At 72.4% G+C, this 25563-nt stretch carries 22 protein-coding genes; 11 read left to right on the top strand and 11 right to left on the bottom strand.

What is annotated here, in order from left to right; genetic code table 11:
• Positions 1-75: 75 nt before the first annotated feature.
• Positions 76-975, top strand: coding sequence for a hypothetical protein (locus ACQP03_RS16655; protein ID WP_433461075.1), 900 nt, complete (start codon positions 76-78; stop codon positions 973-975).
• Between the two features lie 72 nt (positions 976-1047).
• Positions 1048-2766 (top strand): DEAD/DEAH box helicase, encoded by a 1719-nt coding sequence (locus ACQP03_RS16650; RefSeq protein WP_357118938.1) that lies wholly within the window; start codon positions 1048-1050, stop codon positions 2764-2766.
• Positions 2767-2813: 47 nt separating this feature from the next.
• Here ACQP03_RS16650 and ACQP03_RS16645 read toward each other — a convergent pair whose 3' ends face one another.
• The 5 genes from ACQP03_RS16645 to ACQP03_RS16625 all read right to left on the bottom strand — a co-directional run bounded on the left by ACQP03_RS16645 (position 2814) and on the right by ACQP03_RS16625 (position 7762).
• The gene (locus ACQP03_RS16645; RefSeq protein WP_357118941.1) at positions 2814-3218 is read right to left on the bottom strand and encodes a DoxX family protein; all 405 of its coding nucleotides are present in this window, start codon (positions 3216-3218) and stop codon (positions 2814-2816) included.
• Positions 3219-3349: 131 nt separating this feature from the next.
• Positions 3350-5680 carry an endopeptidase La gene (lon, locus tag ACQP03_RS16640; RefSeq protein WP_357170476.1) on the bottom strand — a complete coding sequence of 777 codons (2331 nt, stop codon included), beginning with the start codon at positions 5678-5680 and terminating at the stop codon, positions 3350-3352.
• Positions 5681-5717: 37 nt separating this feature from the next.
• Entirely contained in the window at positions 5718-5999 is a 282-nt protein-coding gene (locus ACQP03_RS16635; RefSeq protein WP_357397522.1) for a hypothetical protein, read from the bottom strand.
• 82 nt (positions 6000-6081) lie between these two features.
• Complete coding sequence (locus ACQP03_RS16630; RefSeq protein ID WP_357170470.1) at positions 6082-6951, bottom strand: manganese catalase family protein; 870 nt, start codon at positions 6949-6951, stop codon at positions 6082-6084.
• Between the two features lie 85 nt (positions 6952-7036).
• The gene (locus ACQP03_RS16625; protein WP_357170466.1) at positions 7037-7762 is read right to left on the bottom strand and encodes a sensor histidine kinase; all 726 of its coding nucleotides are present in this window, start codon (positions 7760-7762) and stop codon (positions 7037-7039) included.
• 98 nt (positions 7763-7860) lie between these two features.
• Here ACQP03_RS16625 and ACQP03_RS16620 point away from each other — a divergent pair, with 98 nt between their 5' ends.
• Both ACQP03_RS16620 and ACQP03_RS16615 read left to right on the top strand, forming a co-directional pair.
• Complete coding sequence (locus ACQP03_RS16620; RefSeq protein ID WP_357118955.1) at positions 7861-8469, top strand: response regulator transcription factor; 609 nt, start codon at positions 7861-7863, stop codon at positions 8467-8469.
• A gap of 155 nt (positions 8470-8624) precedes the next feature.
• Entirely contained in the window at positions 8625-8972 is a 348-nt protein-coding gene (locus ACQP03_RS16615; RefSeq protein ID WP_357118958.1) for a histone-like nucleoid-structuring protein Lsr2, read from the top strand.
• A 110-nt stretch (positions 8973-9082) separates the two neighbouring features.
• Here ACQP03_RS16615 and ACQP03_RS16610 read toward each other — a convergent pair whose 3' ends face one another.
• The 3 genes from ACQP03_RS16610 to ACQP03_RS16600 all read right to left on the bottom strand — a co-directional run bounded on the left by ACQP03_RS16610 (position 9083) and on the right by ACQP03_RS16600 (position 13233).
• A complete protein-coding gene (locus ACQP03_RS16610; protein WP_357399170.1) occupies positions 9083-10369 on the bottom strand; it encodes a hypothetical protein in 1287 nt (428 codons plus the stop codon).
• 291 nt (positions 10370-10660) lie between these two features.
• Positions 10661-11527: a hypothetical protein gene (locus ACQP03_RS16605; protein ID WP_357118964.1), complete on the bottom strand. Its 867-nt coding sequence runs from the start codon at positions 11525-11527 to the stop codon at positions 10661-10663.
• 89 nt (positions 11528-11616) lie between these two features.
• The gene (locus ACQP03_RS16600; protein WP_357399168.1) at positions 11617-13233 is read right to left on the bottom strand and encodes an Ig-like domain-containing protein; all 1617 of its coding nucleotides are present in this window, start codon (positions 13231-13233) and stop codon (positions 11617-11619) included.
• 317 nt (positions 13234-13550) lie between these two features.
• Between ACQP03_RS16600 and ACQP03_RS16595 the strand changes: the two genes are divergently transcribed.
• From ACQP03_RS16595 to ACQP03_RS16580, 4 genes are all read left to right on the top strand, one after another.
• The gene (locus tag ACQP03_RS16595) at positions 13551-14621 is read left to right on the top strand and encodes an Asp23/Gls24 family envelope stress response protein (RefSeq protein ID WP_357399165.1); all 1071 of its coding nucleotides are present in this window, start codon (positions 13551-13553) and stop codon (positions 14619-14621) included.
• On the top strand, positions 14618-15172 hold the full coding sequence (locus ACQP03_RS16590; RefSeq protein ID WP_357170453.1) for a hypothetical protein: 555 nt from the start codon (positions 14618-14620) through the stop codon (positions 15170-15172). The genes ACQP03_RS16595 and ACQP03_RS16590 overlap by 4 nt, the downstream gene beginning before the upstream one ends.
• Before the next feature lie 196 nt (positions 15173-15368).
• Complete coding sequence (locus ACQP03_RS16585) at positions 15369-15917, top strand: hypothetical protein (protein ID WP_357118976.1); 549 nt, start codon at positions 15369-15371, stop codon at positions 15915-15917.
• 187 nt (positions 15918-16104) lie between these two features.
• Entirely contained in the window at positions 16105-16497 is a 393-nt protein-coding gene (locus tag ACQP03_RS16580) for an FKBP-type peptidyl-prolyl cis-trans isomerase (RefSeq protein ID WP_357118979.1), read from the top strand.
• A gap of 228 nt (positions 16498-16725) precedes the next feature.
• Here ACQP03_RS16580 and ACQP03_RS16575 read toward each other — a convergent pair whose 3' ends face one another.
• Complete coding sequence (locus ACQP03_RS16575; protein WP_357399162.1) at positions 16726-17148, bottom strand: STAS domain-containing protein; 423 nt, start codon at positions 17146-17148, stop codon at positions 16726-16728.
• A 190-nt stretch (positions 17149-17338) separates the two neighbouring features.
• Between ACQP03_RS16575 and ACQP03_RS16570 the strand changes: the two genes are divergently transcribed.
• Positions 17339-18355 (top strand): SMP-30/gluconolactonase/LRE family protein, encoded by a 1017-nt coding sequence (locus ACQP03_RS16570; protein WP_433461074.1) that lies wholly within the window; start codon positions 17339-17341, stop codon positions 18353-18355.
• Between the two features lie 121 nt (positions 18356-18476).
• Here ACQP03_RS16570 and ACQP03_RS16565 read toward each other — a convergent pair whose 3' ends face one another.
• Entirely contained in the window at positions 18477-19745 is a 1269-nt protein-coding gene (locus ACQP03_RS16565; protein ID WP_357118988.1) for a L,D-transpeptidase, read from the bottom strand.
• 868 nt (positions 19746-20613) lie between these two features.
• On the opposite strand from ACQP03_RS16565, the gene ACQP03_RS16560 reads away from it, so the two are divergent.
• Both ACQP03_RS16560 and ACQP03_RS16555 read left to right on the top strand, forming a co-directional pair.
• Positions 20614-21588 carry a sugar phosphate isomerase/epimerase family protein gene (locus tag ACQP03_RS16560; protein ID WP_357170445.1) on the top strand — a complete coding sequence of 325 codons (975 nt, stop codon included), beginning with the start codon at positions 20614-20616 and terminating at the stop codon, positions 21586-21588.
• 20 nt (positions 21589-21608) lie between these two features.
• Positions 21609-23708, top strand: coding sequence for a PQQ-dependent sugar dehydrogenase (locus ACQP03_RS16555; RefSeq protein ID WP_433461073.1), 2100 nt, complete (start codon positions 21609-21611; stop codon positions 23706-23708).
• Between the two features lie 115 nt (positions 23709-23823).
• Here ACQP03_RS16555 and ACQP03_RS16550 read toward each other — a convergent pair whose 3' ends face one another.
• Positions 23824-25503 carry a right-handed parallel beta-helix repeat-containing protein gene (locus tag ACQP03_RS16550; protein ID WP_357119465.1) on the bottom strand — a complete coding sequence of 560 codons (1680 nt, stop codon included), beginning with the start codon at positions 25501-25503 and terminating at the stop codon, positions 23824-23826.
• Between the last annotated feature and the right edge of the window lie 60 nt (positions 25504-25563).

Genomic DNA, 25563 nt, shown 5'->3' with positions numbered 1-25563 from the left:
GACCGTGCGGCCCGCACGAACTTCCGGTGACGGACACACCTGCCCCCTGCGCCGCGCCGACGGCAGGGTCGAGGCATGGAAGAGACACAGATGTACGCGAACACCGCACCCGTCGTACCGCTGCCCGAGCCGCTGCCGGCCACCCCGCCGGCGCCCCCGGTCCCGACGGCGACCGGGGGCGGCCGGGGATGGCTGTGGCACCTCGGCGAGATGGCGGTCGCCATGTTCGTCGGGATGCTGCTGCTCGGCCCGCTCTGGGACGCGGCCGGCACCGTGCTCGGGATCGGCGCGACGCTGGGCCGCCCGGAGGTCGCCGCGCTGGTGATGGCCACCAACATGACCATCGGCATGACCGTGTGGATGCGCTACCGAGGACACCACTGGCCCGCATGCGTCGAGATGGCCGCCGCGATGTACGTCCCGTTCCTGCTGCTGTTCGTCCCCTTCTGGACCGGTCTGCTGGACGGTGACGCACTGATGCGCGGCGGACACCTGCTGATGGTGCCGGCCATGGTGCTGGTGGCGCTGCGCCACCAGCACCACACACCGACGGCGGTACGCCACCACCCGGCCGTGGTGGCGCTCGCCCGACGCTGGCCGGCCGGCCTCGCGCTGCTGGTGACCGTCGACATGTGGGTCGACCCGGGCGTGCTCAACCCGTGGACGATGCTGGTGCTGCCCGGCGGGTACCTGCTGATCGGCCTGGCCCGGCGGACGCTGCGCGGGCCGGGTGTGCTCGCCACCCAACTGGCCGGCCTGGCCGTCTGGGTCGCGCTGACGCTGGCGGCGGTCGCCGTCGGGGGGCGGACCGCGGCGTGGCTCGTGGCGCTGGGGTGGCTGGCACACGCCGGCTGGGACGTCATCCACCACCGCACCGGGCGGGTGGTGCCACGGGGGTACGCCGAGTTCTGCGGGGTGCTCGACGTGGTGCTGGCCGGCGTCATGATCCTGGCCATCCTCACCACGGGTGCCTGACGCGCACGGGGCGCCGGGCGTGTTGTGCCGGTCGGCGCAGCGGCACCGACGGGGTGATGAAAGGCTTGGCACATGAGTTCCGCACCTGCACAGCACGACGCACCGACCGCCAGCGAGCCCGACGTGACCGCGTTCACGGACCTGGGGCTACGCGACGAACTGCTGGGCGCGTTGTCCGCCCTCGGCTACGAGGAGCCGACGCCCATCCAGCGGGAGGCCATCCCACCGCTGATCGAGGGTCGGGACCTGCTGGGTCAGGCCGCCACCGGCACCGGCAAGACGGCGGCGTTCGCGCTGCCGCTGCTGCACCGGATGCCGGCCCACCGCGACGGCGGGGACCCGGTGGCGCTGGTGCTGGTGCCGACCCGGGAACTGGCGGTGCAGGTGTCCGAGGCGTTCCACCGGTACGGCAAGGACCTGGGCGCACGGGTGCTGCCGATCTACGGCGGGCAGCCGATCGGCCGGCAGTTGCGGGCGCTCGACAGCGGCGTCGACGTGGTCGTGGCCACCCCCGGGCGCGCGCTGGACCACATCGCCCGGGGCACCCTGCGCCTGAGCGGCCTGGCCACCGTCGTGCTGGACGAAGCCGACGAGATGCTCGACATGGGCTTCGCCGAGGACATCGAGGCGATCCTGGAGCACGCACCCGCCGAGCGGCAGACGGTGCTCTTCTCGGCCACCATGCCGTCGCGGATCGACGGGATGGCGCGCCAGCACCTGACCGAGCCGGTACGCATCGAGATCGGCCGGGAGCAGCCGGTGGCGGGCGAGGCGCCCCGGGTCCGGCAGAGCGCGTACATCGTGACCCGCGCGCACAAGCCGGCCGCGCTGGGCCGGGTCCTCGACGTGGAGTCGCCCACGGCGGCGATCGTGTTCTGCCGCAGCCGCGAGGAGGTGGACCGGCTCACCGAGACGATGAACGGCCGGGGTTACCGCTCCGAGGCGCTGCACGGTGGGATGAGCCAGGAACAGCGGGACCGGGTGATGGGCCGGCTGCGGGCCGGCACGGCGGATCTGCTGGTGGCGACCGACGTGGCGGCCCGTGGGCTGGACGTCGAACAGCTCACCCACGTGGTCAACTACGACGTGCCGTCGGCGCCCGAGTCGTACGTGCACCGCATCGGTCGGGTGGGTCGGGCCGGACGCGAGGGCGTGGCGATCACCCTCGCCGAGCCGCGCGAGCACCGGATGCTCAAGACCATCGAGCGGGTGACCGGCCAGCGGATCACCATCGACAAGATCCCGACCGTGGCGGACATGCGGACCCGCCGGCTGGAGCTGACGCAGGCGGCGCTGCGCGAGAGCCTGCTGGAGGACGACCTCGACCCGTACCGGGTGATCGTGGAGACGCTGACCGACGAGTTCGACCTGATGGAGGTCGCCCTCGCCGCCGTGAAGCTGGCCCACGAGGTGACGTCGCCGGGCTCCGACGACGAGGAGGAGATTCCGCAGGTTCCGGTCCGCGCCCCGCGCGAGGGTCGCCCGGAGTTCGGTGGGCGGGGCGGCGATCGGCGCGGTGGCGGCCGGCCGCGCGTCGGCGGCAACACCGTCCAGGTCTTCGTCGGCCTGGGCCGGCGGGCCGGCGTACGCCCCCAGGACCTGGTCGGCGCCATCACCGGCGAGACCGGCATCCGGGGCCGGGACATCGGCTCGATCGAGATCGCGGACCGGTTCTCCCTGGTCGAGGTGCCGCAGGGCGTCGCCGATGAGGTGATCTCCGGGTTGCGCCAGAGCACGATCAAGGGCCGCAAGGCGACCGTGCGCCGCGACCGCGGACGCGACGAGCGCTGAGCTGAGCCGTCGGCGACCGCCTGGGTACGGCGGTCGCCGACGGGCCCTCACAAGGAGTACGGGCCGAAGCGTCCCCACGCCACCACGGCGGCGAGGACGAGCAGCACCGCGCAGGTGATCGCGCCCTGGATCTCCAGCCGACGCTCGGCCGCCGTGTCGCGCTTCTTCCGGTCGCGCAGGTGCACGAGGATGCCGCCGATCATGACGATGACCAGCCCGACGGCGGCCAGCGGCGTGAGGACGGTGGCGATGCCGGTGAACGCGGGCAGCACGAGCCCGAGGGCGGCGGCCACCTCGACCGCGCCGAGGGCCTTGACCTGCGACGGCGGGACCGGGTCCACCCACCGCATCATCTCGCGCAGCTTGTCCTTCGGTTGGGTCAGCTTGGCCAGGCCGGCGCCGGCGAAGACGACAGCGAGCAGGATCTGGATGATCCCGAGCACGAGATTCACGGGGTTACCTCCGGGGGCACCGCCTCGCGGCGGAGAGGTGGTCGACGCTTCGAGCGGAACACTAGCCTTCGATGCGTGGACGCCGATGACCCCCGCCGTCGACGGACGGCGGGGGTCACCGTGGTGGACTGTCAGACCGTGAAGAGCGCCGGTCCGTCCAGCGCCTGGACGTCGGCCGGGCGCAGCGCCAGCGCGAGCACGTCGGCCACGTCGGCCAGGGTGTGCACGGTCAGCGCCTCGCGCACCTCGGCCGGCAGGTCGTCCAGGTCCGGCTCGTTGCGCGCCGGGATGATCACCTCGGTGAGGCCGGCCCGGTGCGCGGCGAGCAGCTTCTGCTTCACCCCGCCGATCGGCAGCACCCGACCGGAGAGGGTCACCTCACCGGTCATCCCGAACTCGGGACGGACCGGGCGGCCGGTGACCAGCGACGCCAGGGCCGTCACCATGGTGATGCCGGCGCTCGGGCCGTCCTTGGGCACCGCGCCCGCCGGGAAGTGGACGTGGATCCGCCGCCCGGCCAGGGCGTTCGGGTCGATGCCGAGCCGTCGCCCGTTGGAGCGCAGGTACGACAGCGCGATCTGCGCCGACTCCTTCATCACGTCACCGAGTTGACCGGTCAGGGTCAGTCCCGGCTCGCCCTCCATGCTCGTCGCCTCGATGAAGAGGACGTCGCCGCCGGCGCCGGTCACCGCGAGCCCGGTGGCGACACCGGGAACCGCCGTACGCTCGGCCGACTCCGGGGTGAACTTCGGCCGCCCCAGATAGCCGCTGAGGTTGTCGGTGTCGACGCGTACCGGCGACGGGTCGGTCGCCAGCGTCACCGTCACCTTGCGCAGGATCTTGGCCAGGGCCCGTTCGAGCTGCCGGACACCGGCCTCGCGGGTGTACTCCCCCGCGATCAGCGCGAGCGCCGCGTCGGCGACGGTCACCTCGTCGTCGGTCAGCCCGGCCCGCTCCCGCTGCCGGGGCAGCAGGTGGTCGCGGGCGATGGAGACCTTCTCGTCCTCGGTGTACCCGTCCAGCATGACCAACTCCATCCGGTCCAGCAGCGGGCCGGGGATGGACTCCACCACGTTGGCGGTGGCGAGGAAGAGCACGTCGGACAGGTCCAGGTCGACTTCCAGGTAGTGGTCCCGGAAGGTGTGGTTCTGGGCCGGGTCGAGCACCTCCAGCAGGGCGGCGGCCGGATCACCGGCGTAGCCGGCGGCCAGCTTGTCCACCTCGTCGAGGAGCACGACCGGGTTCATCGAGCCGGCTTCGCGCAGGGCCCGGACGATCCGACCGGGCAGCGCGCCCACGTAGGTGCGCCGGTGACCGCGGATCTCCGCCTCGTCGCGGACGCCGCCGAGCGACACCCGGACGAAGTTACGCCCGAGGGCCCGCGCCACGGACTCGCCGAGGCTGGTCTTGCCGACCCCGGGAGGGCCGGCGAGGGCGAGCACCGCGCCGGAGCCGCGACCGCCGACCACGCCGAGGTTGCGCTCGGCACGCCGGTTCCGCACGGCCAGGTACTCCAGGATGCGGTCCTTCACGTCGGACAGACCGGCGTGGTCGGCGTCGAGCACCTCCCGGGCCGCGGCCAGGTCGGTGTTGTCCTGGGTACGCGTGCTCCACGGCATCTCGAGCACGGTGTCCAGCCAGGTACGGATCCAGCCCGCCTCCGGGGAGGCGTCACTGGCCCGCTCGAGCTTGCCGACCTCGCGCAGGGCCGCCTCGCGGACCTTGTCGGGCAGCTCGGCGCTCTCCACCCGGGAGCGGTAGTCGGCGGAGCCGTCCGGCTCGTCCTCGCCCAGTTCCTTGCGGATCGCGGCGAGCTGCTGGCGCAGCAGGAACTCCCGCTGCGACTTCTCCAGGCCCTCGCGGACGTCGCTGTTGATCTGCTCGGTGACCTCCTGCTCGGCCAGGTAGTCCTTCACCCAGCCGACCAGCAGCTCCAGCCGGGCGGTGACGTCCGGCGCGGCGAGCAGTTCGGTCTTCTGCTCCAGGGTCAACCACGGCGCGTAGCCCGCCGAGTCGGCCAGCTCGGAGAGGTCGGTCATCCGCTCCACGGCGTCGATGACCTGCCAGGCGCCCCGCTGCTGGAGCACGGAGGTGACCAGGGCGCGGTACTCGCGGGCGAGCTCACGTGCGCGGCCGGCGGGAGCGGGTTCGTCGAGTTCGGTCGCCTCGACCCAGAGCGCCGCGCCGGGACCGGGCACGCCGGAGCCGATGCGCGCGCGGGACAGGCCACGGACGACGGCGGCGGGCTCACCGTCGGGGAGCCGGCCGACCTTCTCGATGGTGGCGACCACGCCGATCGGGCCGTACTCGCCGTCGATCCGCGGGACGGCCAGCAGCTTGCGGTCGCCGGTTGTCCGCGCCGCGTCGATGGCGGCCTGGGTGGTCGGGTCGAGGGTCACCGGGATGACCATGCCGGGCAGCAGCACGGCGTCGGTCAGGGGCAGTACCGGAAGAGTTGCCATCGAACACCTGCTATCCATTGAGTTGAGCGTGTCTCACTCAAGTAACAAAGCGTTCCCCTTGTTCCGGCGTGTGACCCAGGCCACTGTCCGGAGCCCGGCGGCGAGCCGGCAGCAGCAGCTCGCGAACCGCCCGGCCGCCCCCGGCCAGCGCTACGGCCACGGGGATGGCCAGGCTGGTCAGCGCCAGCGCGAGGACCACCCGGGCAGGCAGTCCGACTCCGACGGCGAGCGCGGTCAGCACTGTGCAGACGGCCAACTTCACCCGGGTACGCGACAGCGGGACCGCTGCGGACTCGCGGGCGGGCGCGACGACAGACATGCGCTTCTCCTCGTCTTCTCCGGTGAGCGGGCGGTCTCGTCGGGCCGCCCGTGCGGGACCCGGACGACCCGACGGGACAAGCTCAGGTGAGCCTGCTCTTGACGGTGTTCACGACGCCGCCGGCCGGGTCCGGGTTGGTGCCGTAGAGCCGCGGGTCACCGGGCGGCAGCACCGGCTCGGGGGCGTTCGCGCGCGGGTTGTCGTCGTACCGGAACTCGCCCCTGCCGTCCGGCGCGGGCCCGGACGCCCACCGCCGCTGGGCGGCGTCGACGCCCGAGGAGAAGCCCAGGTAGGTGTAGCCGAACTCGTCGGTGAACTCCGCCGAGTCCGGAAAGGCCTCCGGCACCGGCATCTCCTCCAGGCCGTCCTCCTTGAGCTGCTCGATGGCCGCCAGCCAGATGTTCTGGTGCATGGTGTCGCGGGCCAGCAGGAAGCGCAGCATCTGCTTGACCCCGGGATCGTCGGTCATGTTGAACAGCCGGGCGACCTGCAACCGGCCCTGCGCCTCGGCGGTGACGTTGAGCTGGAAGTCGGCCAGGAGGTTGCCGCTCGCGGTGACGTACGAGCCGTTCCAGGGCACCCCGCTGGCGTCGACGGGCAGCGCCCCGCCCCCGCCGTGGATGAAGTGCGCCGGGTTTGACCCGGCGTAGACCGCCCCGCCCCCGGGGTTGTCCGCGACGGCCTCCGACAGCGCCAGCGGGGCGCTGTCCAGCAACCGGCTGATCATTGTCACGATCATCTCGACGTGGCCGACCTCCTCGGTGCCGACGTCGAGCAGCAGGTCCTTGTACTTACCGGGGAGTCGGCAGTTCCAGCCCTGGAAGAGGTACTGGTTGGCGACGGTCATCTCGCCCCACTTGCCACCCAGCACCTCCTGCAGACGGCGGGCGAACGCGGCGTCCGGAGCGTCCGGCTTGGCCTCGAACTGCAGGTCCTTGACGTGGCTGAACATCCGACCTCCTCGGCACCGGGTTGCTGGCGCCAAGGACGATTCCCATCCCGCTGACCCGGCCGGGCCAATGCGTGTCCCGCACGGGTCAGCGCAGCGGTCCGACCGCCGGCAGCAGCACCTCCAGCGCCACGCCCCGCGGGCGCAACCGGTGCGCCCGCAGCGCTCCCCCGTCGGCGGCCACCAGGTGCCGCACGATCCACAACCCCAGCCCGGACATGCCGACCACGGGGGCCGGACGGCGCAGCGCCACCAGCAGCCCGTCGTCCACCCGCCCCTCATTGGTGACCACGATGCTCAGGCCGGGGCCGCGCAGCGCGGCGTAGAGCCCGACCCGCCCGTTCGCCGGCCCGTGCCGCAGCGCGTTCTCCACCAGGTTTCCCAGCACCTGCCGGGTGCGGCCGGCCGGTACCGGCCAGCAGGCCGCCCGTCGGGTGGCGCGGACCCGACGCCGGCCCGCCGGCACGAACGCGGCCGCCTCACGCAGGAGGCCGGCCAGGGGCACGGTCGCTTCCGGTTGGGCCACCGGCGTCAGCGCGCCGGCGCCGGCCGTCGCGTCGCGGAGCAGGCCCTGCAGATGGACGGCCTGGTCGCGGGCCAGCGCGATGACCGCCCGCCGGTCCGCGCCGGTCAGCGGCCGGTGGTCATCGGCCAGCGCCCGGGTCAACGACGTCAGCGCGCTGACCGGGGTACGGAACTCGTGACACAACACCCGCAGCAGCAGGTCCGCGTCGACCTCCGGTGGGATGCCCGGTCCGGACCCGGCGCGTCGCAATCCTCGCAACCGGCCCTGCCACACCTGGCGTGCGCGCATCCATCCGACTCCCCCCGATCGGTGCATACCCGCATGATCGGTACCCGCTGGGGAACGGCCCAGACATGCCGGACGCCCCCAACCTCAGACTCGCTGTCGTGGACGATCACCCCCTGTTCGTCCGTGGCTTGGAGCTGCTGCTTCCGGTGACCACCGACGGACGCGCCGAGGTGGTCGGCTCGACCGGCGACGCCGCCGCGGCGGCGGGCATGATCAGTCGTTGCCATCCCGACCTCGCGCTGGTCGACCTGCACATGCCACCACCCGGCGGCGTCCGGGCGGTGGCCGCCATCCGGCGGACCACCCCCCGCGTACGGGTGGTCGCCATGTCCGGCTCGACCGACCCAGCGCCCGCACTGGAGGCGCTGCGGGCCGGCGCGGAGGGATTTCTGCCGAAGACCAGCGAACCGGAGGAGCTGCTACCCCCGCTGCTGGCCATCCTCGACGGCTGGGCAGTCCTGCCGGCGGAACTGCTGCGCGCCCTCCTCGGACCCGCCCGGACGGCGTCCGTCGACCTCGACGCCGAGGAGCGCCGTCTGCTGCGGGCGATCGCGATCGGGCGCAGCACCGTCGACATCGCCGAGGAACTGCACGTGTCGGAACGGACGGTGAAACGAATGACCGCCGCTCTGCTGCGCAAGCTGCGGGTCGCCAACCGGGCGGAGGCGGCGGCGGTCGCCGGCCACGCCGGTCTGCTCACCGATTGACACCGCACCGGGACCTGCGATTACGGCCAGTTCGCTGTTTTGTGGCCCACTCAATCGCGACGCGCCGAAATGAATGGCACGCACATTGTTGCGGATTCCCCGGGTGATAGGTCAGACTTTGGAAACATCCCGCCACACACAGGGAGTAATCGGCAATGGCGAGAAAAGTAATCACGGTGCTGACCGACGACCTCGACGGCGGGAAGGCCGATCGGACGGTCGAGTTCAGTCTCGACGGCGTCGCGTACACCATCGACGTCTCGGACGAGAATGCGGGTGTCCTGCGTAAGGCGCTGGACCCATACATCAATGCGGGCCGGCGGATCGGCCGAGGCCCGGCGGAGAACGCGCGGGCAGTTCGGCGGCCGGGGCGACCCACCGGCGCGGGAATGGACCGCGAACAAAACCGGGCGATCCGGGAATGGGCCGTCAAGAACGGCTACAAGATTTCCGAGCGGGGCCGGATCCCGGTCGAGGTCGTCGAGGCGTACAAGAACCGCTGACGCACGGCACAGCGACGGGGTCCCGCCAAAACGGCGGGACCCCGTCGCTGTGTGCGCGGCCGGCCACCCGGGGTGCTGTCCACCCGGGTGGCCGGCCGCTCATCGACCGGTCAGTTGACGGTGACGCGGATCGAGTCGAACGCCGGGGTCTGGTTGGCCCGCTCCATCATGGGCAGACGGTGCGAGCCGTCACCGGCCCAGACCGAGCACTGCGCGGTGCCCGACTCCGGCAGACCCGGGATCTGGATGGTCACCTCGTCCGGCTGGGCGCCACCGCGGCCGTCCTCGGTGGCGACGAAGAACGCCGGCACCTCCTGCGGCTCGGGCGGCGCGGTCAGGCTGTCCAGCATCCGGCAGGCGGTGTGGAAGTGACCCCGGACCAGGCCCTGGGCGTTGAGCAGCGAGCTCTCCACGTAGTAGCCACCCTGGCCGGCCGCCAGGAACCGGTCCCGGACCAGGTTCTTGGTGCTGACCCGCAGGGTGAAGGGCTGGTTGCGGCCGACCTGCTGCGGGAACTGGGTGATCAGCAGCGACGGGTTGTTGGCGGCGGCGCCGACCTCACCGAACTCGGTGCTCACGCAACGGTTGCCGAGCTGGAAACCGTTGTGCGGCTCCAACTTGCTCTCGTCGCAGTTGTTGGCCAGCACACCGAGGCCAGCGCCGGGAGCGTTGCCGCCGTTGTTGCCACCGCCGGTGTTCCCACCGCCGTTGTTGCCACCGCCGGTGTTCCCACCGTTGTTGGTACCGCCGCCGGTGTTCCCACCATTGTTGCCGCCACCGTTGTTGTTACCGGTCGGCTGCACCTGACACTGGGCGAGTTGCGCCAGGCCCTGCGGGCGGGGCCCGACCCGGTCGATGGCGGTCGTGATGCGGTCCAGCACCGCCTTACGCTTGTCGGCCAACGGCCGCAGAATCGCGTTGTCGATGAACGCCTTACCCTTGTTGCCCTCGGCGGCGAGCCGGCGGTCGGCCTCGGCGATCTGGGTCTGCAACTGCGCGAGGTTACGGTCGACCTCGGCACGCGCCCGCTCCGGCACCTGCGGCAGCTTGGACAGAACATCCGGACAGGCGATGGCCGAGCCGGTGCCGACCGTGCCGTCCTTACCGTCCTCGCACTCCGCGACCGACTCCTGACCGTCACCCCAGTGGTTGCGCACCCACCGACCGTTCTGCCACGTACGGCTGGTCGAGGTGCCGCTCGGCGCGGTCGAGCCGGGGCTCGGTTCCACGCATTGCCCGGCGACGGGCCGGGGCTTGTTCGTCCGCCGGTCCTGGGCCGACGAAATCTGGGTGACGGCGACTACTCCACCGAAGACCACCAGCGTGCCGACAACGGCCAGCAGACGCTTGCTCCGCGCGATGCCGGGTGACCGGCGCGCCCGAGTGGACCTGCGCATCGAATTGCTCTCCTTCTCGATCCGGTAGTGGATTCCTGCCCTCGGCGGACCGACGGATGTGAGATGGCACGCCACGGTGGCGGCCACCGCGACCTACCCGGTAACGTGTCGACGGCCGACGATGCCCTTTCCGCACCGTCGCCCGCGCCCGATCGACGCGGTTGGGGAGATCCTCTTCATTCGCGCAGGAGTACGGGACGGCGACGGGGAAGGTTCAACCACCCCACAGAAAAATGCTCGGCACCCGAACGGATCGGGAGCCGAGCGGTCTTGGGCAGCGGAGAGTCGCGGTCAGTCCACGCAGAGGTGATCGAAGGCGAAACCGCCCACCAGCTCGTCGCGGCGGCGGCTCAGCGCGGCGATCTCGGCGGTGAGGTCCGCACGCGCGAGCAGGCCCGGGTCCGCCGACCGGGCGACGCGCAGCCGCTCACCGATCGCGACGGCCGCCAGGTCCTCGGCCAGGCGGGCCTCGTCGACACCGCACGAGAATCGCTGCGCGGTGATCGACACTCGCTCGACGAGGCAGCCGTCCAGGCGCGGCTGGACCCAGCTCCATCCCTGCGCCGGACCCTCGATCCAGCGCACGTGCAGCCCGCGCACGATCGGGTCGGCGAGCTGCCCGGCCACGTACGCCTCGACGGCCGCCGCCCGGGTCAACGCGCCGAGGTCGTTCACCGGGCCGGTCCGCCCGTCGGGCAGCCGACCGAGGATGTCGCGGAAACCCACCGGGGCGGGCTCGTCCCCGGTGCCGCCCGCCGCGTAGGCGCGCGCGTCGAGCACGTACTCGATCAGACGCCGGCCGTGCTCGGCGGCCCGCAGCGTCGGCGACCCGATGCGCAGCACGGGCAGGCCGACGGCCGCGCCCACGGCGTCGGCGAGCCGCTCGGCGCGCTGCTCGGCCGACCCGGGCAGCGGGACCGGTCCGATCGTCACGGCGACGACCGGCCGCTGGGTGTCGGGCGCGCAGACCACGAGGTCGAACGCCGTTCGGCTGGCCGAGCCCCACTGGCTGCCGGTCACACCCGGCGGACGCCCCTGCACCAGTTCGCTGAGCCGACGCGTCCCGTACACCCGGTGGCCGGCGCGGCTGAACAGCGCGTCGCGTCCACCATCGGCGGGCAACGCCCGCAGCCAGCCGCGCTCGTCGGTGCTCGTCATCTGCCTGATCCATCCGCCGGTCGGTCGAACCGCGCCGAGTCTAGGCGGTCGATCACCCGTTCCGGTGGCGCGGCCCGCCGGCCGCCGCGCTAGCGGCAGACGGCCGTGACGACGACGGGCGCCTGCGGCAGGGTCGGCGGGTGGCAGCCCCCGGGCGTTGTCGGCCGCCACGCCGCCGCGACGTTGTAGAACCAGTCGTCCGGCACGTACGCGGCCCATTGGGACAGGTCGTTGCCGCCGTTCAGGCCACTGGCCAGCGCCACGCTCCGGGAACCGCTTCGGAGCGCGGCCAGCAACTGCTGCATGCCGACCGTCGGATAGCCGAGCGCGGCGCACGCCTGGTCGCCCGAGCGCCAGCACGTCCAGGCCAGTGCCGGGTCGGCGATGGCCCGATCCGGGTACGGGGCCGTGAACAGGTCGAACACCACCGTCTCATCGAAGATGGCCTGACCGACGCTCTGCCAGAAGTCAATCGCGTACGCGGCGTCCGGCATCGGCTTGGCGCAGACGGCGCGTTCGTCCCGGCAGGTCGCCCCCGGCCCGGTGTAGCGGCCGTGGCTCCAGGCGAGCGCGACGATGGGCGTGATGCCGGCGGTCGTCAACCGTTGCGTGTACGCCACGATCTCCTGCCGGTACGGCTCCCCGCCGTAGCGGGGGTCGACGTACGACAGGCCCAGCCAACAGGCCTCGTTGAGGGGGATGTACACCGCCTGCACGCCGCGTGCGGCGAGCCCGGCCACGGCGGTGGCGTCGACCGGGCCGTCCCAGATGCCGCGCCCCTGCACGCAACGGGCCTCCGCTCCGGTGCGCACGAGCGGCGTCAGGCGTCGGGGCGCCGCCGTGTCGATGACCGGGGAGATGCCCCAGAGCTGGTCGCGGACCACGCTGACGTACGGCGCCTGCCGCTCCTCGCCGGGTGTCAACACCCGCACGGAAATACTCTTCTCGCTGCTCAGCGTCGCGCCCTGGTCGTCGTACACCTGGGCATTCACGCTGTAGAGGCCGGCCGGCAGATCACGCCACCGTGCGGTGTACGGCGCGGTGGTGTCGGTGCCGAGCGAGATCCTGTCCGACCAGCTGCCCCAGCCGAAGAACTCGACGCGGGTGATCCGTCGGCCGGGCGCGGCCGTGGCGGCGGCTTCCACGGTGATGGTGGCCGGGGCGAAGAAGTGGTCGCCCTCCTCGGGCTTGATGATCCGCACGGACGGACGGTTCGGGTCGGGGGTGGGGCTGGGCGACCCGCTCGGCCGCGGACTCGGCGAAGTCGGCGGTGGGCTCGACGGGGGCGGAGGCGCGGGCACGGAGGTCGTGCAGGTGACGCCGTTGAGCGTGAATTCCTGCGGCTGGCTGGTCCAGACCACCCCGTGCGTCATGGCATACGGAAAGGACACCGTCTTGTCGGCCGGCAGCGTGACACCGGGCAGGTTACGGATCGTGACCTGCGCGCCGTGCTGTTCCCAGCGCACGCCCTCGACGTTCTTGATCTGCTCGGTCGGGTAGCGCAGCGGGAACCGCAGCGTCCACTCCGCGAGCGGCCGACCGAAACTGTGCACCCTGAGTTCGCCACGCAGCATCGACGAGTACCGGGCGTAGACCAGGAGCTCCGCCGCGCACCCGCTGGCGGCGGAGGCCGGGAGAACCACGGCGAGAGCACCCGTGACGGCGACGAGCGCCACGACGGCCAGCGAGACAACCCGATTTCTCATCAACGACCCCCGTCATCGATATTCGTCACTGGAATCGTCGCCCCGGCCGGTGTCGGACGTCAAGGCGCGCAGGGCTGCGTCGCCACCCCGGGGAAGGGCGTCGACGCCAATTCCACGCCGCTGGCCGCGCCCGGGTACACGCATGGCGGCCTCCTCAGACGCGTATTACAACCGGGTAGAAGCGCGTGAAGGGGACACGGACCACGCCACGTCGGCAGCCGACTGTGACCTGTATCACACTGCTGTCGCGTTCCAGTCGACCTGCCGGGGTGTATCCAGCGAGGTCGCCCGAAGCGGATCGGCTGGGAGGTCGGAGCATGTCGCGACAGCTGCGGTTCGGCGCCCTCGCCGCGAGCGGGCCGCGTCCCCGCCGACGCGAGGGGGAGCATCCGCGCCGGCCCCGGCACCCGCGACCGGCCGGCGAGCCGACCATCCGCCGTCGACCGACCACGGATCGGGCGGAACGACACCACCGGCTTCCCGGGCGGCCCACCTCCACCCGGGCCACGCCGGCCGGCGACGCGCTGCCTGGCGCCGAACCACCGCGCCGCGACACGGACGCGGCAGCGCAGGTCGGTCGGAGCGCCGTCGCCGCCGCCGGCCGGGTGCCGGGCATCCGCGACGTCCGACCGGTCACCGTCCGCGTGGACGACCGGACCGTGGGCCTCGACCTCGACCTCATCACCGAGTACGGACACCACCTGCCCGCCGTCGCCGACGCGGTCCGGCGCGCGGTCGCCGACCGGGTGTACGCCGACACCGGCCACACCGTCGTCGCGGTGACGATCACGGTGCGGGATCTCGTGGTGCCCGGCTCGGACGAGGCCACTCTCCGCCCCTCGACCACGCGGGGAGAGCTGACCATGGCGACCGTCAACCGGGCTGCCTCATTCCTGCTCGGTGTGGTCCTGCTCGCCGGCGGCGCCCTGCTGGCCGCGCAGGCGCTGCTGGTGACGCTCGGTGTACCGACGCCGCTGCTCGTCCGCCCCGGCTGGTACGAGGCGCTGACCAGCACCCGCTGGGCCGATCCGGGCGTGCGGGTGGCGGCCGGCGCGGCCGTCCTGCTGGGCCTCGTCGTCCTGGCCGCTCAACTGCGTCGGTGGACGCCGGTCCGGCTGCGGGTCGACGAACGCGACGGCTGGCACCTGCGCCGACGGTGTGTGGAACGTCGACTGACCGAGGCGGTGGACACCGTGCCGGGCGTACGCCGGACGAGAGTGCGCGTCCGACGGCACGGCGACCGGTGGTGGCCCCGGCTGCACGCCACCGGCGACCCCGCGGCCCGCGCCGAGGTCGAGTTCGCCGTGCGCCAGGAGCTGCGCCGGCTCGCCCGGCCGCGCGTCGACCGTGTCGAGATCCGACTGCTGCCCTCCCGGGGACCGGCATGACCGACGCCGCACATCGCCTGCTGTGGACGATCGTCGCGCTGCTGCTGGTGGCCGGTGGGGCGACCGCGCTGACGATCGGCGCCGGCGCGCTGTCGGGCGGCGACCCGGTCCTGCTCGGCGGCGGCCTGGTCGACGCGTGGCGGCTGGCGACGCCCTGGAGCACCCTGGCCGCCGCGGTGGCCGGGCTGCTGACCGCCGTCGCCGGCCAGCGCCTGCTGCACCGGACGGTACGCCGACCCGACCGGCCCCTGCGGGGCATGCTGAGCCACGCCGGGAACCGTCCCGGTCGCACCCGGCTCGCCACCGAGGTGCTCGTACGCGCCCTGGAACGGGACCTGGTCCGGGCGGCCGGGGTACGCCGCGCCCGGGTCGTGCTCACCGGCCCGCCACCGCGACCCGACGTGTGGGTCCAGGTGGACCTGAGCAGCGACGCCCCCGCCGCGCGGGTCCGCGAGCACGTCCACGCCGCCGTCCGCCGGTTCGCCACGACGGCCGGCTGCGCACCCGCGCACCTCGACGTGACGGCCCGGATCGAGCCGGACCGGCCGTGAGCCGAGCGTCCGTACGGGTCAGCGCGCGGCCCGACGGCCGACCACCCCGCCGCGGTGCCACCCGGCCCAGCCGTCAGGGGTCCAAGGTCCCGGGCCGGTGCGGTCCGGTCGGCCCTGCCGCCCCGAGGGGCCGAGGGCGTCCACTGGAGGTGCCACCGGGAAGCGCGGTGCGAGGCTGAGAAGGGACGTGGACACCATGACCACGACGATCGACCGGACCACCGCCGGGACCCCCGCTGCGGCGACCGACACCACCCGAGCAAAGGCCGCCCGGTACGTCCTGGCGGGCACCCGGATGGCGCTCGGCTGGATCTTCCTCTGGGCATTCCTCGACAAGCTGTTCGGCCTCGGCCACGAGACCGAGTCGAAGAACGCCTGGATCAACGGGGGCAGCCCCACCAAGGGCTTCCTCACCTTCGGGGTCGCCGGTCCGTTCAAGGACATGTACACGAACATCGCCGGCGCCGCCTGGGCGGACTGGCTGTTCATGGTCGGCCTCGCCGGGATCGGCGTCGCGCTCCTGCTCGGTGTCGGCATGCGGGTCGCGGCCGTAGCCGGCGGACTGCTGCTGGTCCTCATGTGGACCGCCGTCCTGCCCCCGGAGAACAACCTCTTCATGGACGACCACCTGATCTACGCCGCGGTGCTGGCCGCCCTGGCGCTGGTCAACGCCGGCGACACCTGGGGCCTCGGGAAGGTGTGGGCGAAGCTGCCGATCGTCCGGCAGGCGCCCTGGCTCCGGTGAGCCCCTCCGACGCGGGCGTCACCCTCCGGGGTGACGCCCGCGAACGTGCGCGTGCGCCCGTGGGCCCGTGGGGAACCGTGTCGATCATCCGCGGTCGGTTCACGGGTGTGGCGTACATCGGCCGTCGGCGATCCGGCAGGATCGACGGTGACCGGACACATCACCGCAACACGGCAGGAGATCCCGCATGAACCAGGCAGCAGGCGCCCGATCGGGCAAGCCCGAGGTGGGTCCGATCGAGGGTGCGCCGCCGGCCGACCTCGTGATCGAGGACATCACCGTCGGCGACGGCCCGCAGGCCGAGCCCGGCCAGTTGGTGAGCGTCCACTACGTCGGCGTGTCGCACTCCACGGGCGGCGAGTTCGACTCGTCGTGGAACCGGGGCGAGGCGTTCGAGTTCCCGCTCGGCGGCGGTCAGGTCATCGCCGGCTGGGACCAGGGCGTGGCCGGCATGCGCGTCGGCGGCCGGCGGCGTCTCACCATCCCGCCGCACCTGGGGTACGGCGACCGTGGCGCCGCCGGCGTCATCAAGCCGGGCGAGACGCTGATCTTCATCGTCGACCTGCTCGGCGTGCGCTGACCGACACCTCGCGGGGGTCGTCCGGCTCGACGCCGGGCGGCCCCTTCGCACGTCAGACCCGGGCGACAGCAGGTCGGCGTCAGACGGCCCCGCTGCCTAGCACGTCAGCGCCCCCCGGCCTTCGGTCACGGCGTGTCCAGTCAGACGGCCCCGCGCCTCGGCACCTCAACGGCGCTCGGCCGCTCGGCGCTCGGCCGCTCGGCCGCTCGGCGCTCGGCCAGGTCAGGGTCAGGCCGCCAGCACCAGGTCACCGGGCGCGGCCGGCGGACGGCGGACGGGCACGGCCAGATCGGCCGGCGCCGCACGACGGGCGGCCTCGACCACCCGGGCGGGCTCGAGGATCGGCATCACCCGGTGCAGGCCGGTGGCGCGCAACACGCGGGCCACCACCGGCGTCGGATCGACCACGACCAGCTCGCCGCCCCGGCCCCGGACGCGCAGATGCGCGGCCAGCAGGGCCCGCACCCCGGCGGCGGAGAGCAACCGGAGCCCGGACAGCTCGAGCTGGACGACCGGACGCGCCGGCGCGGACCACAGCGCGGACCGGAACACGGCCACGGTGGCGATGTCGACCTCACCGGCCACCCGCACCTGGACCGCCTGGTCACCCACGCTGACCTGCACGTCGATCCGGTCGCTGCGCTCTTCCATGCCCTGAAATCTAGCCCCCACCACCGACAGTTTCGCCCGTCCGGGGAGTGATTCCGGGTACGTCCAGGGTCATCCCCCAGGCTTCCCCTCATCCGCCCGAGGGTGGAGGCCAGGGGCGTCGGGGTCGGCCGAACGACCAGGTGGCGCGCCGTACCGGGCACGCCCCGCATCAGCGTCGGAGAATGGGGCGATGGTGATCCCCCGCCCCCGGCCGCCACGGTTGATCCGGCCCGTCCGCGAACCGGCCACCGTCCCGCCTCCGCTTCGCGGCGTGTGGGCGGCCACCGATCGCCGCCTCGACCAGGTCGACCTCCTGCCCCTTCCCGAAGGCGCCGTCGGGCCCGAGGACGTGCTCGTGGACCCGTCCGGTCGGGTCGTCAGCGGCGACGAGGACGGCAACCTCTGGTGGTGGCCGGTCGACGCGCCGGCCGGCACCCGGGGACGGCTGCTGGCCGAGACCGGCGGCCGGCCGCTCGGCATCGAGCTGGACCCGTCCGGGGAGGCCCTGGTCGTCTGCGACGCGTACCGCGGGTTGCTACGGGTCACGCCGGACGGAACGGTCCGCGAGCTGACCGGGACGGCGCCGCCCGTGCACCTGGCCAACAACGCGACGGTGGCCCGCGACGGCACCGTCTACTTCACCGACTCGTCGGACCGGTTTCCGGTCTCGCACTGGAAACGGGACCTGCTGGAGCACCGCCCCAACGGCCGGGTGCTGGCCCACCACCCGGGCAGTGGGCGCATCGAGGTCGTGGCCGAGGGGCTGTACTTTCCCAACGGCATCGCCCTGACGCCCGACGAGTCGGCGCTGATGCTGGTGGAGACCACCACCCACCGGCTGCTGCGCGTCGAGCTGAGCGGCGGGGTGCGGGTGCTCGCCGACCTGCCCGCGTACCCGGACAATCTCTGCGCCGTGGGCGACGGCACGTACTGGATCGCCCTGCCCAGCCCCCGCGTGCCCCTCGCCGAACGGCTGCTGCCGCACCCACGGCTGCGCCAGCTCGCCGCGCTGCTGCCCGACGCCATGCAGCCGCAGCCACGCCGCTACGGGCTGGTCGCGCTCGTCGACGGCGAGGGCACGGTCCGTCGTACGCTGCACGGCCCGGCCGGGCACTACTCGATGATCACCGGGGTACGACAGCACGGCGACCACCTCTGGTTGGGCAGCCTCACCGGGTCCGGCGTGGCCCGCGTACCCCTGGGGTGACGAGCCTGGCCCGCGCCCGACGCCCCCGGGCGGCGGCCGGCCCCGACGGCGGCGGTCCCCGCCCCCGCGAAGGCGAGCGGGCCGGCCCACCGCGTGGGTGGACCGGCCCGAAGGGTGTCTGTCAGCGGCCGCTCACCGAGGGCGCCGGGGCCGGCGACCCACCGGCGACCGCCCCCGGATGCGCCGGGGCGGCCGGCGCGGGCTTGAGCCCCGGAGGCACCGGCAACGCGCTGCCCCTGACGAACTCGTCCCAGCTCACGTTCCACGCCGTCCAGCCGTTGCCGGGCTGCAACTCGACCTCGGTGCCCTTGACGGTGACCAGGTCGCCGACCTGGGTCACGCCCATCAGCCAGTCGGCGGCGGTGGCGGAGACGTTCGCGCAGCCGTGCGAGGTGTTGGTGTAGCCCTGCTCGCCCTCCGACCAGGGCGCCGAGTGGATGAACTCGCCGCCCCAGGTGAGCCGCTGGGCGTCGTCGACGTCGACCACGTAGCCGCCGTTCGGCTCACCCCGGGTGTCGAAGGTGGTCCGCTCGTGCTTCTCCATGATCACCATCTTGCCGCTGGAACTCGGCGTACTCGGCTTGCCCAGGCTGACCGGGATCCGGCGGACCAGCTTGCCGTCGCGCAGCACCGACATCTGCTTCGTGGCGTTGTCGATCTCCAAGGAGACCTGCTTGCCGATCTTCGAGGTGGCGGTCCGCTCGGCGTCCCCCATCAGTTTCTTACCGATCGGCAGCCCCTGCAGACCGGCCCGGACGCTGATCGTCGTCCCGGGTCGCCAGAAATCGGGTGCCCGGTAATAGACCTGACTCCCGTCGTCCAGCCACGACCAGGTGCCCGGCTGCGGCGGATTCGTCTTCACGAACAACCGGCGCTGCACATCCGCCCTGGCCTCTTTCGGAATTGCCGGGTCGAACGCCACCGTTACCGGCATGGCAGTACCGTACGTCCGGTTGCCGACGAAATAGAGCGTGCTGGTCACCTGCGGCTTCGTCGACGTGGCCATCGTGGTGAACGTGGTGGTCCGCGTCGTCGTCGCACCCGAGTCGCCGGTCGCCGTCACCTCCGCGGTGTACGTGCGCCGGGGCTGCAGCGGCGCGCTCGGCACCCAACCCGAGCCATCCTCACGCGGCTCCGCCTTGACCTGCGCGCCCTTGTCGTCGGTGAGTCGGACAGCCGTGACCCGTCCGCCCTTGACCACCGTGCCGACCTCGGCGCTGACCGGGATCTCGCGGGTCTTGTCGCCCGGCGTGACGGTGAGTTCCGGCGGCGCGGCGTGCCGCTTGGCCGGCCCGGCCACCGGGTCCCGACCGATGGTGCACCCGCCCAACACGAGCGGTGCGGCCGCGACAGTTACCGCCAACAGCGTCAATCGCCGCCTAGACGTCATGTTCAGTCCCCCCGTTTTCGGCTTCCCTCACTCATATTCTGGCCGCCTCGACGGGAGCATTCAGGGCATTCGGAGATAATCGCGAGCGCATTTATCGACGCATTTTCCGCCACTGAGCCGCTTGCCGAGAAAGCGCACCACTGCCGGTTGTGGGTGCTCTCCGGCCGCCCGCATGCCCGCCGACCCGCAACGTCCGGTCCGACCACGCCGCCGCCACTCCCGCCCCTATCGCCCTAGGTGCACGACTGACGCAGCAGGCACACGACCGGCCGGAGCGGGCCGGTCTGGGCTGGGCTGGTCAAGATCCGCACAACTTCCCCGATGTTGCTGCCTCCGGCCGGCGGGAGGCAGCAAGATCCCCGATGTTGCGCGGATCTTGGCAGCCCCACAACCCACGAGCAGCAGCTGAGCCCGCCCGAGGGAGCAAGTCCCGGGTCCCACCCCACCCGTCGCGCCGATCTTGCACTTTCGGTTGCCGTTATCGGCAGGCAAGTCCGGTATGTCGGCGCAGAAAGTGCAAGATCGGCGCGGCGGGTGCGGGGCGTGGAGTCTGGGGTCGCGCACCTGGTGGGCGGACTTTTGTCAGGTGGAGCGAAACTTCTGCTGATCGTGAGGGAGCTTTGCCTTTGTCCATGGTCAAGGGTAGGGTCGCTTTCCAGATAGAGGGTTGCCCATTCGTCGATCAGCCTGCCTGCCGCCCCTGCCGGGGTCGGCCGCGGTCCGCCCAGAGGGTCGCCGACCGCGGAATAACGCGTCGTCCACACCGTCCACGCCGGAGCACATCTCCGGCCGGTTCGGCGCGTCCCGGTACGGGCAGCCGGTTGACCGCTGCCGACGGCACGCCATCCGTCAGGAAGGAACCACCACCATGGATCACCAGGCCAACCGCTCGGAGTCGACCGGGGCGTCCGAGTCGGTCAGTCGGCGAGGGTTGCTCCGCGCCGCGACCGTCTCCGCCGCCGCTGTCGGCGCTGCCGGGCTTTTCGCCGGCCCGGCCAACGCGGCGCCCGCCGGTGACACCGCCGCCGCAGGTCAGTCCCACGGCCGGCGTCGGGTGCCGGTGGACCGCATCAGCATCCAGCTCTACACCCTGCGCGACCAGCTCGCCGCCGACCTGCCGGGCACCCTCGCCGCCCTGCGTCGCATCGGCTACCGACGGGTGGAGCACGCCGGCTTCGTCGGGCGTACGGCCGCGGAGTTCCGCGCCGCGCTCGACGCCGCCGGGTTGCGGGCCACCTCCGGGCACACCGGTATCCCGCAGCCGTTCGACGCCGCCACCTGGGAACGCGCCCTGGCCGACGCCAACACGCTGGGCTCCAAGAAGATCGTGCACCCGTACTTCGGTCGGGACGCCGAGGGCCGCCCGTACCGGGACCCGGCCATCTACCGGGCCCTGGCCCGGGACCTCAACCAGGCCGGCCGGCTCGCCGAGCGTGCGGGCCTCGACTTCGGCTACCACAACCACCAGCTGGAGTTCGTGCCGCTGACCGACGGCTCGACCGGCTTCGAGATCCTCACCGGGCAGACCGATCCCCGGCTGGTCCACTTCGAGCTGGACCTCTACTGGACCTGGCGGGGAGCGCACGACCCGGTCGACGTCATCCGGGAGAACCGCGGGCGAATCCGTCAGGTGCACGTCAAGGACCTGGACGTCGAGGGTGGCTTCGCCGATCTCGGCAACGGCGTCATCGACTTCGGTCGCATCTTCGCCCACGAGCGCGAGGCGGGCATCGAGGAGTACATCGTGGAGCGCGACGACGCGGGCACCTCGCCGCGGGTGCCGGCCGACGCCCTCGAGACCGCCCGGGTCGGCTTCGACTATCTCGCCTCGCTCCGGTACTGAGCACCGTGAAGGGCTATTTGATGAACAGAACCGCATTCGCGTCCGCCCTGCTCCTGGTGACCGCCGGCCTGGTCGCGCCGACGACGGCGGCGACCGCCGCGCCGGCTCCGCCACCGGACAGCAGCTTCCAGAAGGTGACGCTCAACGACTTCCCGGGCGAGCCGATGAGCCTCGCCGTCCTGCCCGACCTGCGGGTGCTGCACACCTCCCGGACCGGCGAGGTACGCATCCACGACCCGCGCACCGGGCTCAACACCCTCGCCGCCGACATCGACGTGTACCAGCACGACGAGGAGGGGTTGCAGGGCATCGCGATCGACCCGAACTTCGCCCAGAACAAGTGGGTGTACCTGTACTACTCACCACCCATGGACACCCCGGTGGACGACCCGGCCACGCCGGACGTCAACGAGGGGGACGCGCCGGAGGTCGGCACCGCGGCGGACTGGCAGCGGTTCAAGGGCGCGCTGCGGCTGTCCCGGTTCAAGCTGGAGGGGATGAAGCTCAACCTCGCCAGCGAGCAGCAGATCATCGACGTGCCGACCGACCGGGGGATCTGCTGCCACGTCGGCGGCCAGATCGACTTCGACAGCAAGGGCAACCTGTACCTGTCGACGGGTGACGACACCAACCCGTTCGCCTCCGACGGCTACGTCCCGATCGACGAGCGGGCCGACCGGAACCCGGCGTACGACGCCCAGCGCACCGCGGCCAACACCAACGACCTGCGCGGCAAGCTGCTGCGCATCAAGGTGAAGTCCGGTGGCGGGTACACGGTGCCGGCGGGCAACCTGTTCAAGCCGGGCACCGCGCAGACCCGACCGGAGATCTACGCGATGGGGCTGCGCAACGCGTTTCGCTTCGCGGTCGACCGGCGCACCGACGACGTGTACGTGGGCGACTACTCCCCCGACGCCTCCACGGCGAACCCGCAGCGCGGGCCGGCCGGGCACGGCCGGTGGATGGTGGTCGACAAGCCGGCGAACTACGGCTGGCCGTACTGCGTGACGCCGACCATCGCCTACCGCGACTACGACTTCGCCACCGGCGAGTCCGGTCCGAAGTTCAACTGCACGCGCCCGGTGAACGACTCACCGCACAACACGGGCAAGCGCGTGCTGCCGCCGGTCGAGGCCCCGCAGGTCTGGTACTCGGCGGCCGCCTCGGCCGAGTTCCCGCAGCTGGGCACCGGCGGCATCGCCCCGATGGGTGGCCCGGCGTACGACTACGACGGGACCAGCACGTCGCGTACCCGGTGGCCGGCCTACTACGACGGGGTGCCGCTGTTCTACGAGTGGACCCGGGACTACATCAAGGAGTTCCGCCTCGACGCCGACGGCGACGTCACGGACATCCGGCCGGTGGCGCCGTCGATCGTGGTGGACAACCCGATGGACATGGAGTTCGGTCCGGACGGCGCGCTCTACGTCCTGGAGTACGGCGACGGCTACTTCGCCGAGAACCCGGACGCGCAGTTGTCGCGGATCGACTTCGTCCGGGGCAACCGGACGCCGATCCCGAAGATCAGCGGCACCCCGACCGTCGGGCAGGCCCCGCTGACCGTCGCGTTCTCCAGCGCCGGCACCACCGACCCGGACGGCGACAAGCTGAGCTACGCGTGGGACTTCGACGCGGACGGTTCGGTGGACAGCACCGACCCCAATCCGTCGTGGACGTTCCAGGAGAACGGCTCGTACACGCCGACGCTGAAGGTGACCGACCGCACCGGACGCTCGGCCTCGGCGACCCTGCCGCTGGTGGTCGGGCCGACCGCGCCGGTCATCGAGTTCGTCGCCCCGGTGGCCGGGCAGCCCTTCCAGTTCGGGCAGACGGTCGCGTACGAAATCAAGGTCACCGACGACCTTCCGGTGGACTGCTCGCGGGTGAAGGTCACCTACGTGCTCGGCCACGATGAGCACGGGCATCCGCTCTCCACGGCGACCGGCTGCTCGGGCACCATCCCCACCTTCCTCGACGGTGGGCACAGCGGCGCGGACAACCTGACCGCGGTGTTCGTCGCGGAGTACACCGACGCGCCGACGGAGCCGGGCGTGCCGCCGCAGAGCGCCACGGCGACCGTGGTGCTCGATCCCACGCCGGTGGCCGGCCTGGCCGGCTGACCTGTCGACAGTGACGGCGGCGGCGACCGGAGATATTTCCGGTCGCCGCCGCCTCGCGTCGCGGCCCGGGCCTGCCGGCCGGGGGGCACCTCGCTCCGGTCGGCGCGAGCGCCGGTCAGCTCCAGTCGTTGTCGACGTGGTTGTCGCGCCAGCGTCCGCCCACCGGCGGGGTGTCCAGGCACATCCCGTCGTCGGCGTTGCCGGCCAGGTCGTTGTCCTCGACCCGGCAGTCCACGCAGCTCCCCCGACCGGTGATCCACAGGCCGTGGGTCTGGGTCCGGTCCTCGTGGTTGTCCCAGATCCGGTTACCGCGGATGGTGGCCGAGTCGAACGCCGCGTCGATGGTGATGCCGGCCCGTCGCTCGGGTGCGGCGGACAGCTCGTACCCGCACCCGGGAGGGGGGATGTCCCCGCTCCACGCGCTGATGCCGTCGGGACGCACCGGGGCGAGGGTGAGTTCGTCGCCGGTGTTCGCGGCGACCATCGCCACGGCCCGCCCCACCCGCAGGACCTTGCCGCGGTGACCGTCGTGCGGCCAGTTCGCGGACCGGTCCACCACGGACCGTTCGGCGTAGCGGACGGTCTCGCCGCTACCGCTGGCGGCCTGCGCGTACTGTCGGCCGTTGTTGCGGATCCGGTTGTTGAGCAGCACCGCGTCGGTCATCTGGTGGCCGATCCGGATGGCGTCCAGCCCGTTGCCCCAGAAGTCGTTGCTCTCGATCACCACGTCCCGCACCGGGCCCTGGTAGCCCCGCCCGAGGTCGTACGCGTGGTAGCCGTGCTGGCCGTTGCCGCTGATCCGGTTGCCCCGGATGGTGTACGGGCCCGGGGTGTTGCCGACGCTGACCCCGTCGCGGATGTTGCCGTCGATGACGCAGTCGGCGACCAACCCACCCCGCCCGGCCACCCCGGCGGTGCCCTGGGCGGAGATGTCGAAGCCGGCCTCCAGGTTGCCGGCCATGGTGCAGGCGGAGACGATGAGACCGTCGGCGCCCCAGTCGGAGATGCCGAACCGGTTGCCCTGGCTGTGGCAGCCGATGATGCGGTAGCCACGCGGCGGCGTCCAGTAGTCCTTCTGCAGTTCGAGGAAGATGCCGTTGGTGCCGTTGGCGAGGGTGGTGCAGTTCGCGATGGTGAGGCGCTCCACCGAGCCCCACCCGCCGATGCCCACGCCGATCCCGGCGCCGCCGATCTGCTCGCCGTTGTCCAGTCGGCCGCAGCCGACCACGACCACGCCGTCGATCAGCGAGTCCTGCAGGAAGTCGCAGCCCAGCCCGGTGGCGGCGGTGTGGTGGATGTAAAGGTTGCGGAACACGCCGCGCACCACGTACTGCAGGCCCAACCCCTTGGCGAGGTAGTTGTACTCGGCCATCGCCACGCCCGAGCCGTCGATCTGGAAGTCGGCGAAGGTGCAGTCGGCGATGTGGCGGTCCCGGTCGGCGCCGTGCTGCACGGTGGTCCAGAACGCCAGTGGGGTCGGGTCGGCGCGGTTGCCCTCGTTGCTGAGCATGAACCGGGTCGCCGCCGGGCCGGCCCCGACCAGCGAGACGCCGCTGCGCCACACCGTGCCGGCGTCGCGGATCGAGTAGATGCCGGGCGGGCAGTAGATGACGCGGGCCCGACCGTCCGAGGCGTACCCCGCACCGAGGCGGTCCACGAGGGCGGCCAACGCCGGCTGGTCGTTGGTCGCGCCGTCACCGGTCAGGCCGTACTCCCGGGCGTCGCAGTAGAGCGGCGCGCCGGCCGCGGCGGGCCGGCGGACGCGGATCGAGTTGAGTAGCAGCTCGTTCGCCACGGCCACGGGTCGGCTCCCTTCGACGCGTCCGGCGCGTACCGGCGGGGCCGACTTCCCGGT

Origin of the sequence: Micromonospora sp. CA-248212, assembly GCF_050948405.1 — a bacterium.
Classification (GTDB): Bacteria; Actinomycetota; Actinomycetes; order Mycobacteriales; family Micromonosporaceae; genus Micromonospora.
The sequence above is the reverse complement of the archived record's forward strand: the minus strand, read 5'-3'. Positions and strand labels throughout refer to the sequence as shown.

Bases quoted from the DNA above. Each gene is read 5' to 3' on its own strand.
- ACQP03_RS16555 (WP_433461073.1), top strand. From the start codon at position 21,609: ATGAACAGAACCGCATTCGCGTCCGCCCTGCTCCTGGTGACCGCCGGC.
- ACQP03_RS16580 (WP_357118979.1), top strand. From the start codon at position 16,105: ATGAACCAGGCAGCAGGCGCCCGATCGGGCAAGCCCGAGGTGGGTCCG.
- ACQP03_RS16590 (WP_357170453.1), top strand. From the start codon at position 14,618: ATGACCGACGCCGCACATCGCCTGCTGTGGACGATCGTCGCGCTGCTG.
- ACQP03_RS16630 (WP_357170470.1), bottom strand. From the start codon at position 6,951: ATGTTCAGCCACGTCAAGGACCTGCAGTTCGAGGCCAAGCCGGACGCT.
- ACQP03_RS16600 (WP_357399168.1), bottom strand. From the start codon at position 13,233: ATGAGAAATCGGGTTGTCTCGCTGGCCGTCGTGGCGCTCGTCGCCGTC.
- ACQP03_RS16625 (WP_357170466.1), bottom strand. From the start codon at position 7,762: ATGCGCGCACGCCAGGTGTGGCAGGGCCGGTTGCGAGGATTGCGACGC.
- ACQP03_RS16635 (WP_357397522.1), bottom strand. From the start codon at position 5,999: ATGTCTGTCGTCGCGCCCGCCCGCGAGTCCGCAGCGGTCCCGCTGTCG.
- ACQP03_RS16615 (WP_357118958.1), top strand. From the start codon at position 8,625: ATGGCGAGAAAAGTAATCACGGTGCTGACCGACGACCTCGACGGCGGG.
- lon (WP_357170476.1), bottom strand. From the start codon at position 5,680: ATGGCAACTCTTCCGGTACTGCCCCTGACCGACGCCGTGCTGCTGCCC.
- ACQP03_RS16610 (WP_357399170.1), bottom strand. From the start codon at position 10,369: ATGCGCAGGTCCACTCGGGCGCGCCGGTCACCCGGCATCGCGCGGAGC.
- ACQP03_RS16560 (WP_357170445.1), top strand. From the start codon at position 20,614: ATGGATCACCAGGCCAACCGCTCGGAGTCGACCGGGGCGTCCGAGTCG.
- ACQP03_RS16655 (WP_433461075.1), top strand. From the start codon at position 76: ATGGAAGAGACACAGATGTACGCGAACACCGCACCCGTCGTACCGCTG.
- ACQP03_RS16650 (WP_357118938.1), top strand. From the start codon at position 1,048: ATGAGTTCCGCACCTGCACAGCACGACGCACCGACCGCCAGCGAGCCC.
- ACQP03_RS16565 (WP_357118988.1), bottom strand. From the start codon at position 19,745: ATGACGTCTAGGCGGCGATTGACGCTGTTGGCGGTAACTGTCGCGGCC.
- ACQP03_RS16570 (WP_433461074.1), top strand. From the start codon at position 17,339: ATGGTGATCCCCCGCCCCCGGCCGCCACGGTTGATCCGGCCCGTCCGC.
- ACQP03_RS16605 (WP_357118964.1), bottom strand. From the start codon at position 11,527: ATGACGAGCACCGACGAGCGCGGCTGGCTGCGGGCGTTGCCCGCCGAT.
- ACQP03_RS16595 (WP_357399165.1), top strand. From the start codon at position 13,551: ATGTCGCGACAGCTGCGGTTCGGCGCCCTCGCCGCGAGCGGGCCGCGT.
- ACQP03_RS16575 (WP_357399162.1), bottom strand. From the start codon at position 17,148: ATGGAAGAGCGCAGCGACCGGATCGACGTGCAGGTCAGCGTGGGTGAC.
- ACQP03_RS16585 (WP_357118976.1), top strand. From the start codon at position 15,369: ATGACCACGACGATCGACCGGACCACCGCCGGGACCCCCGCTGCGGCG.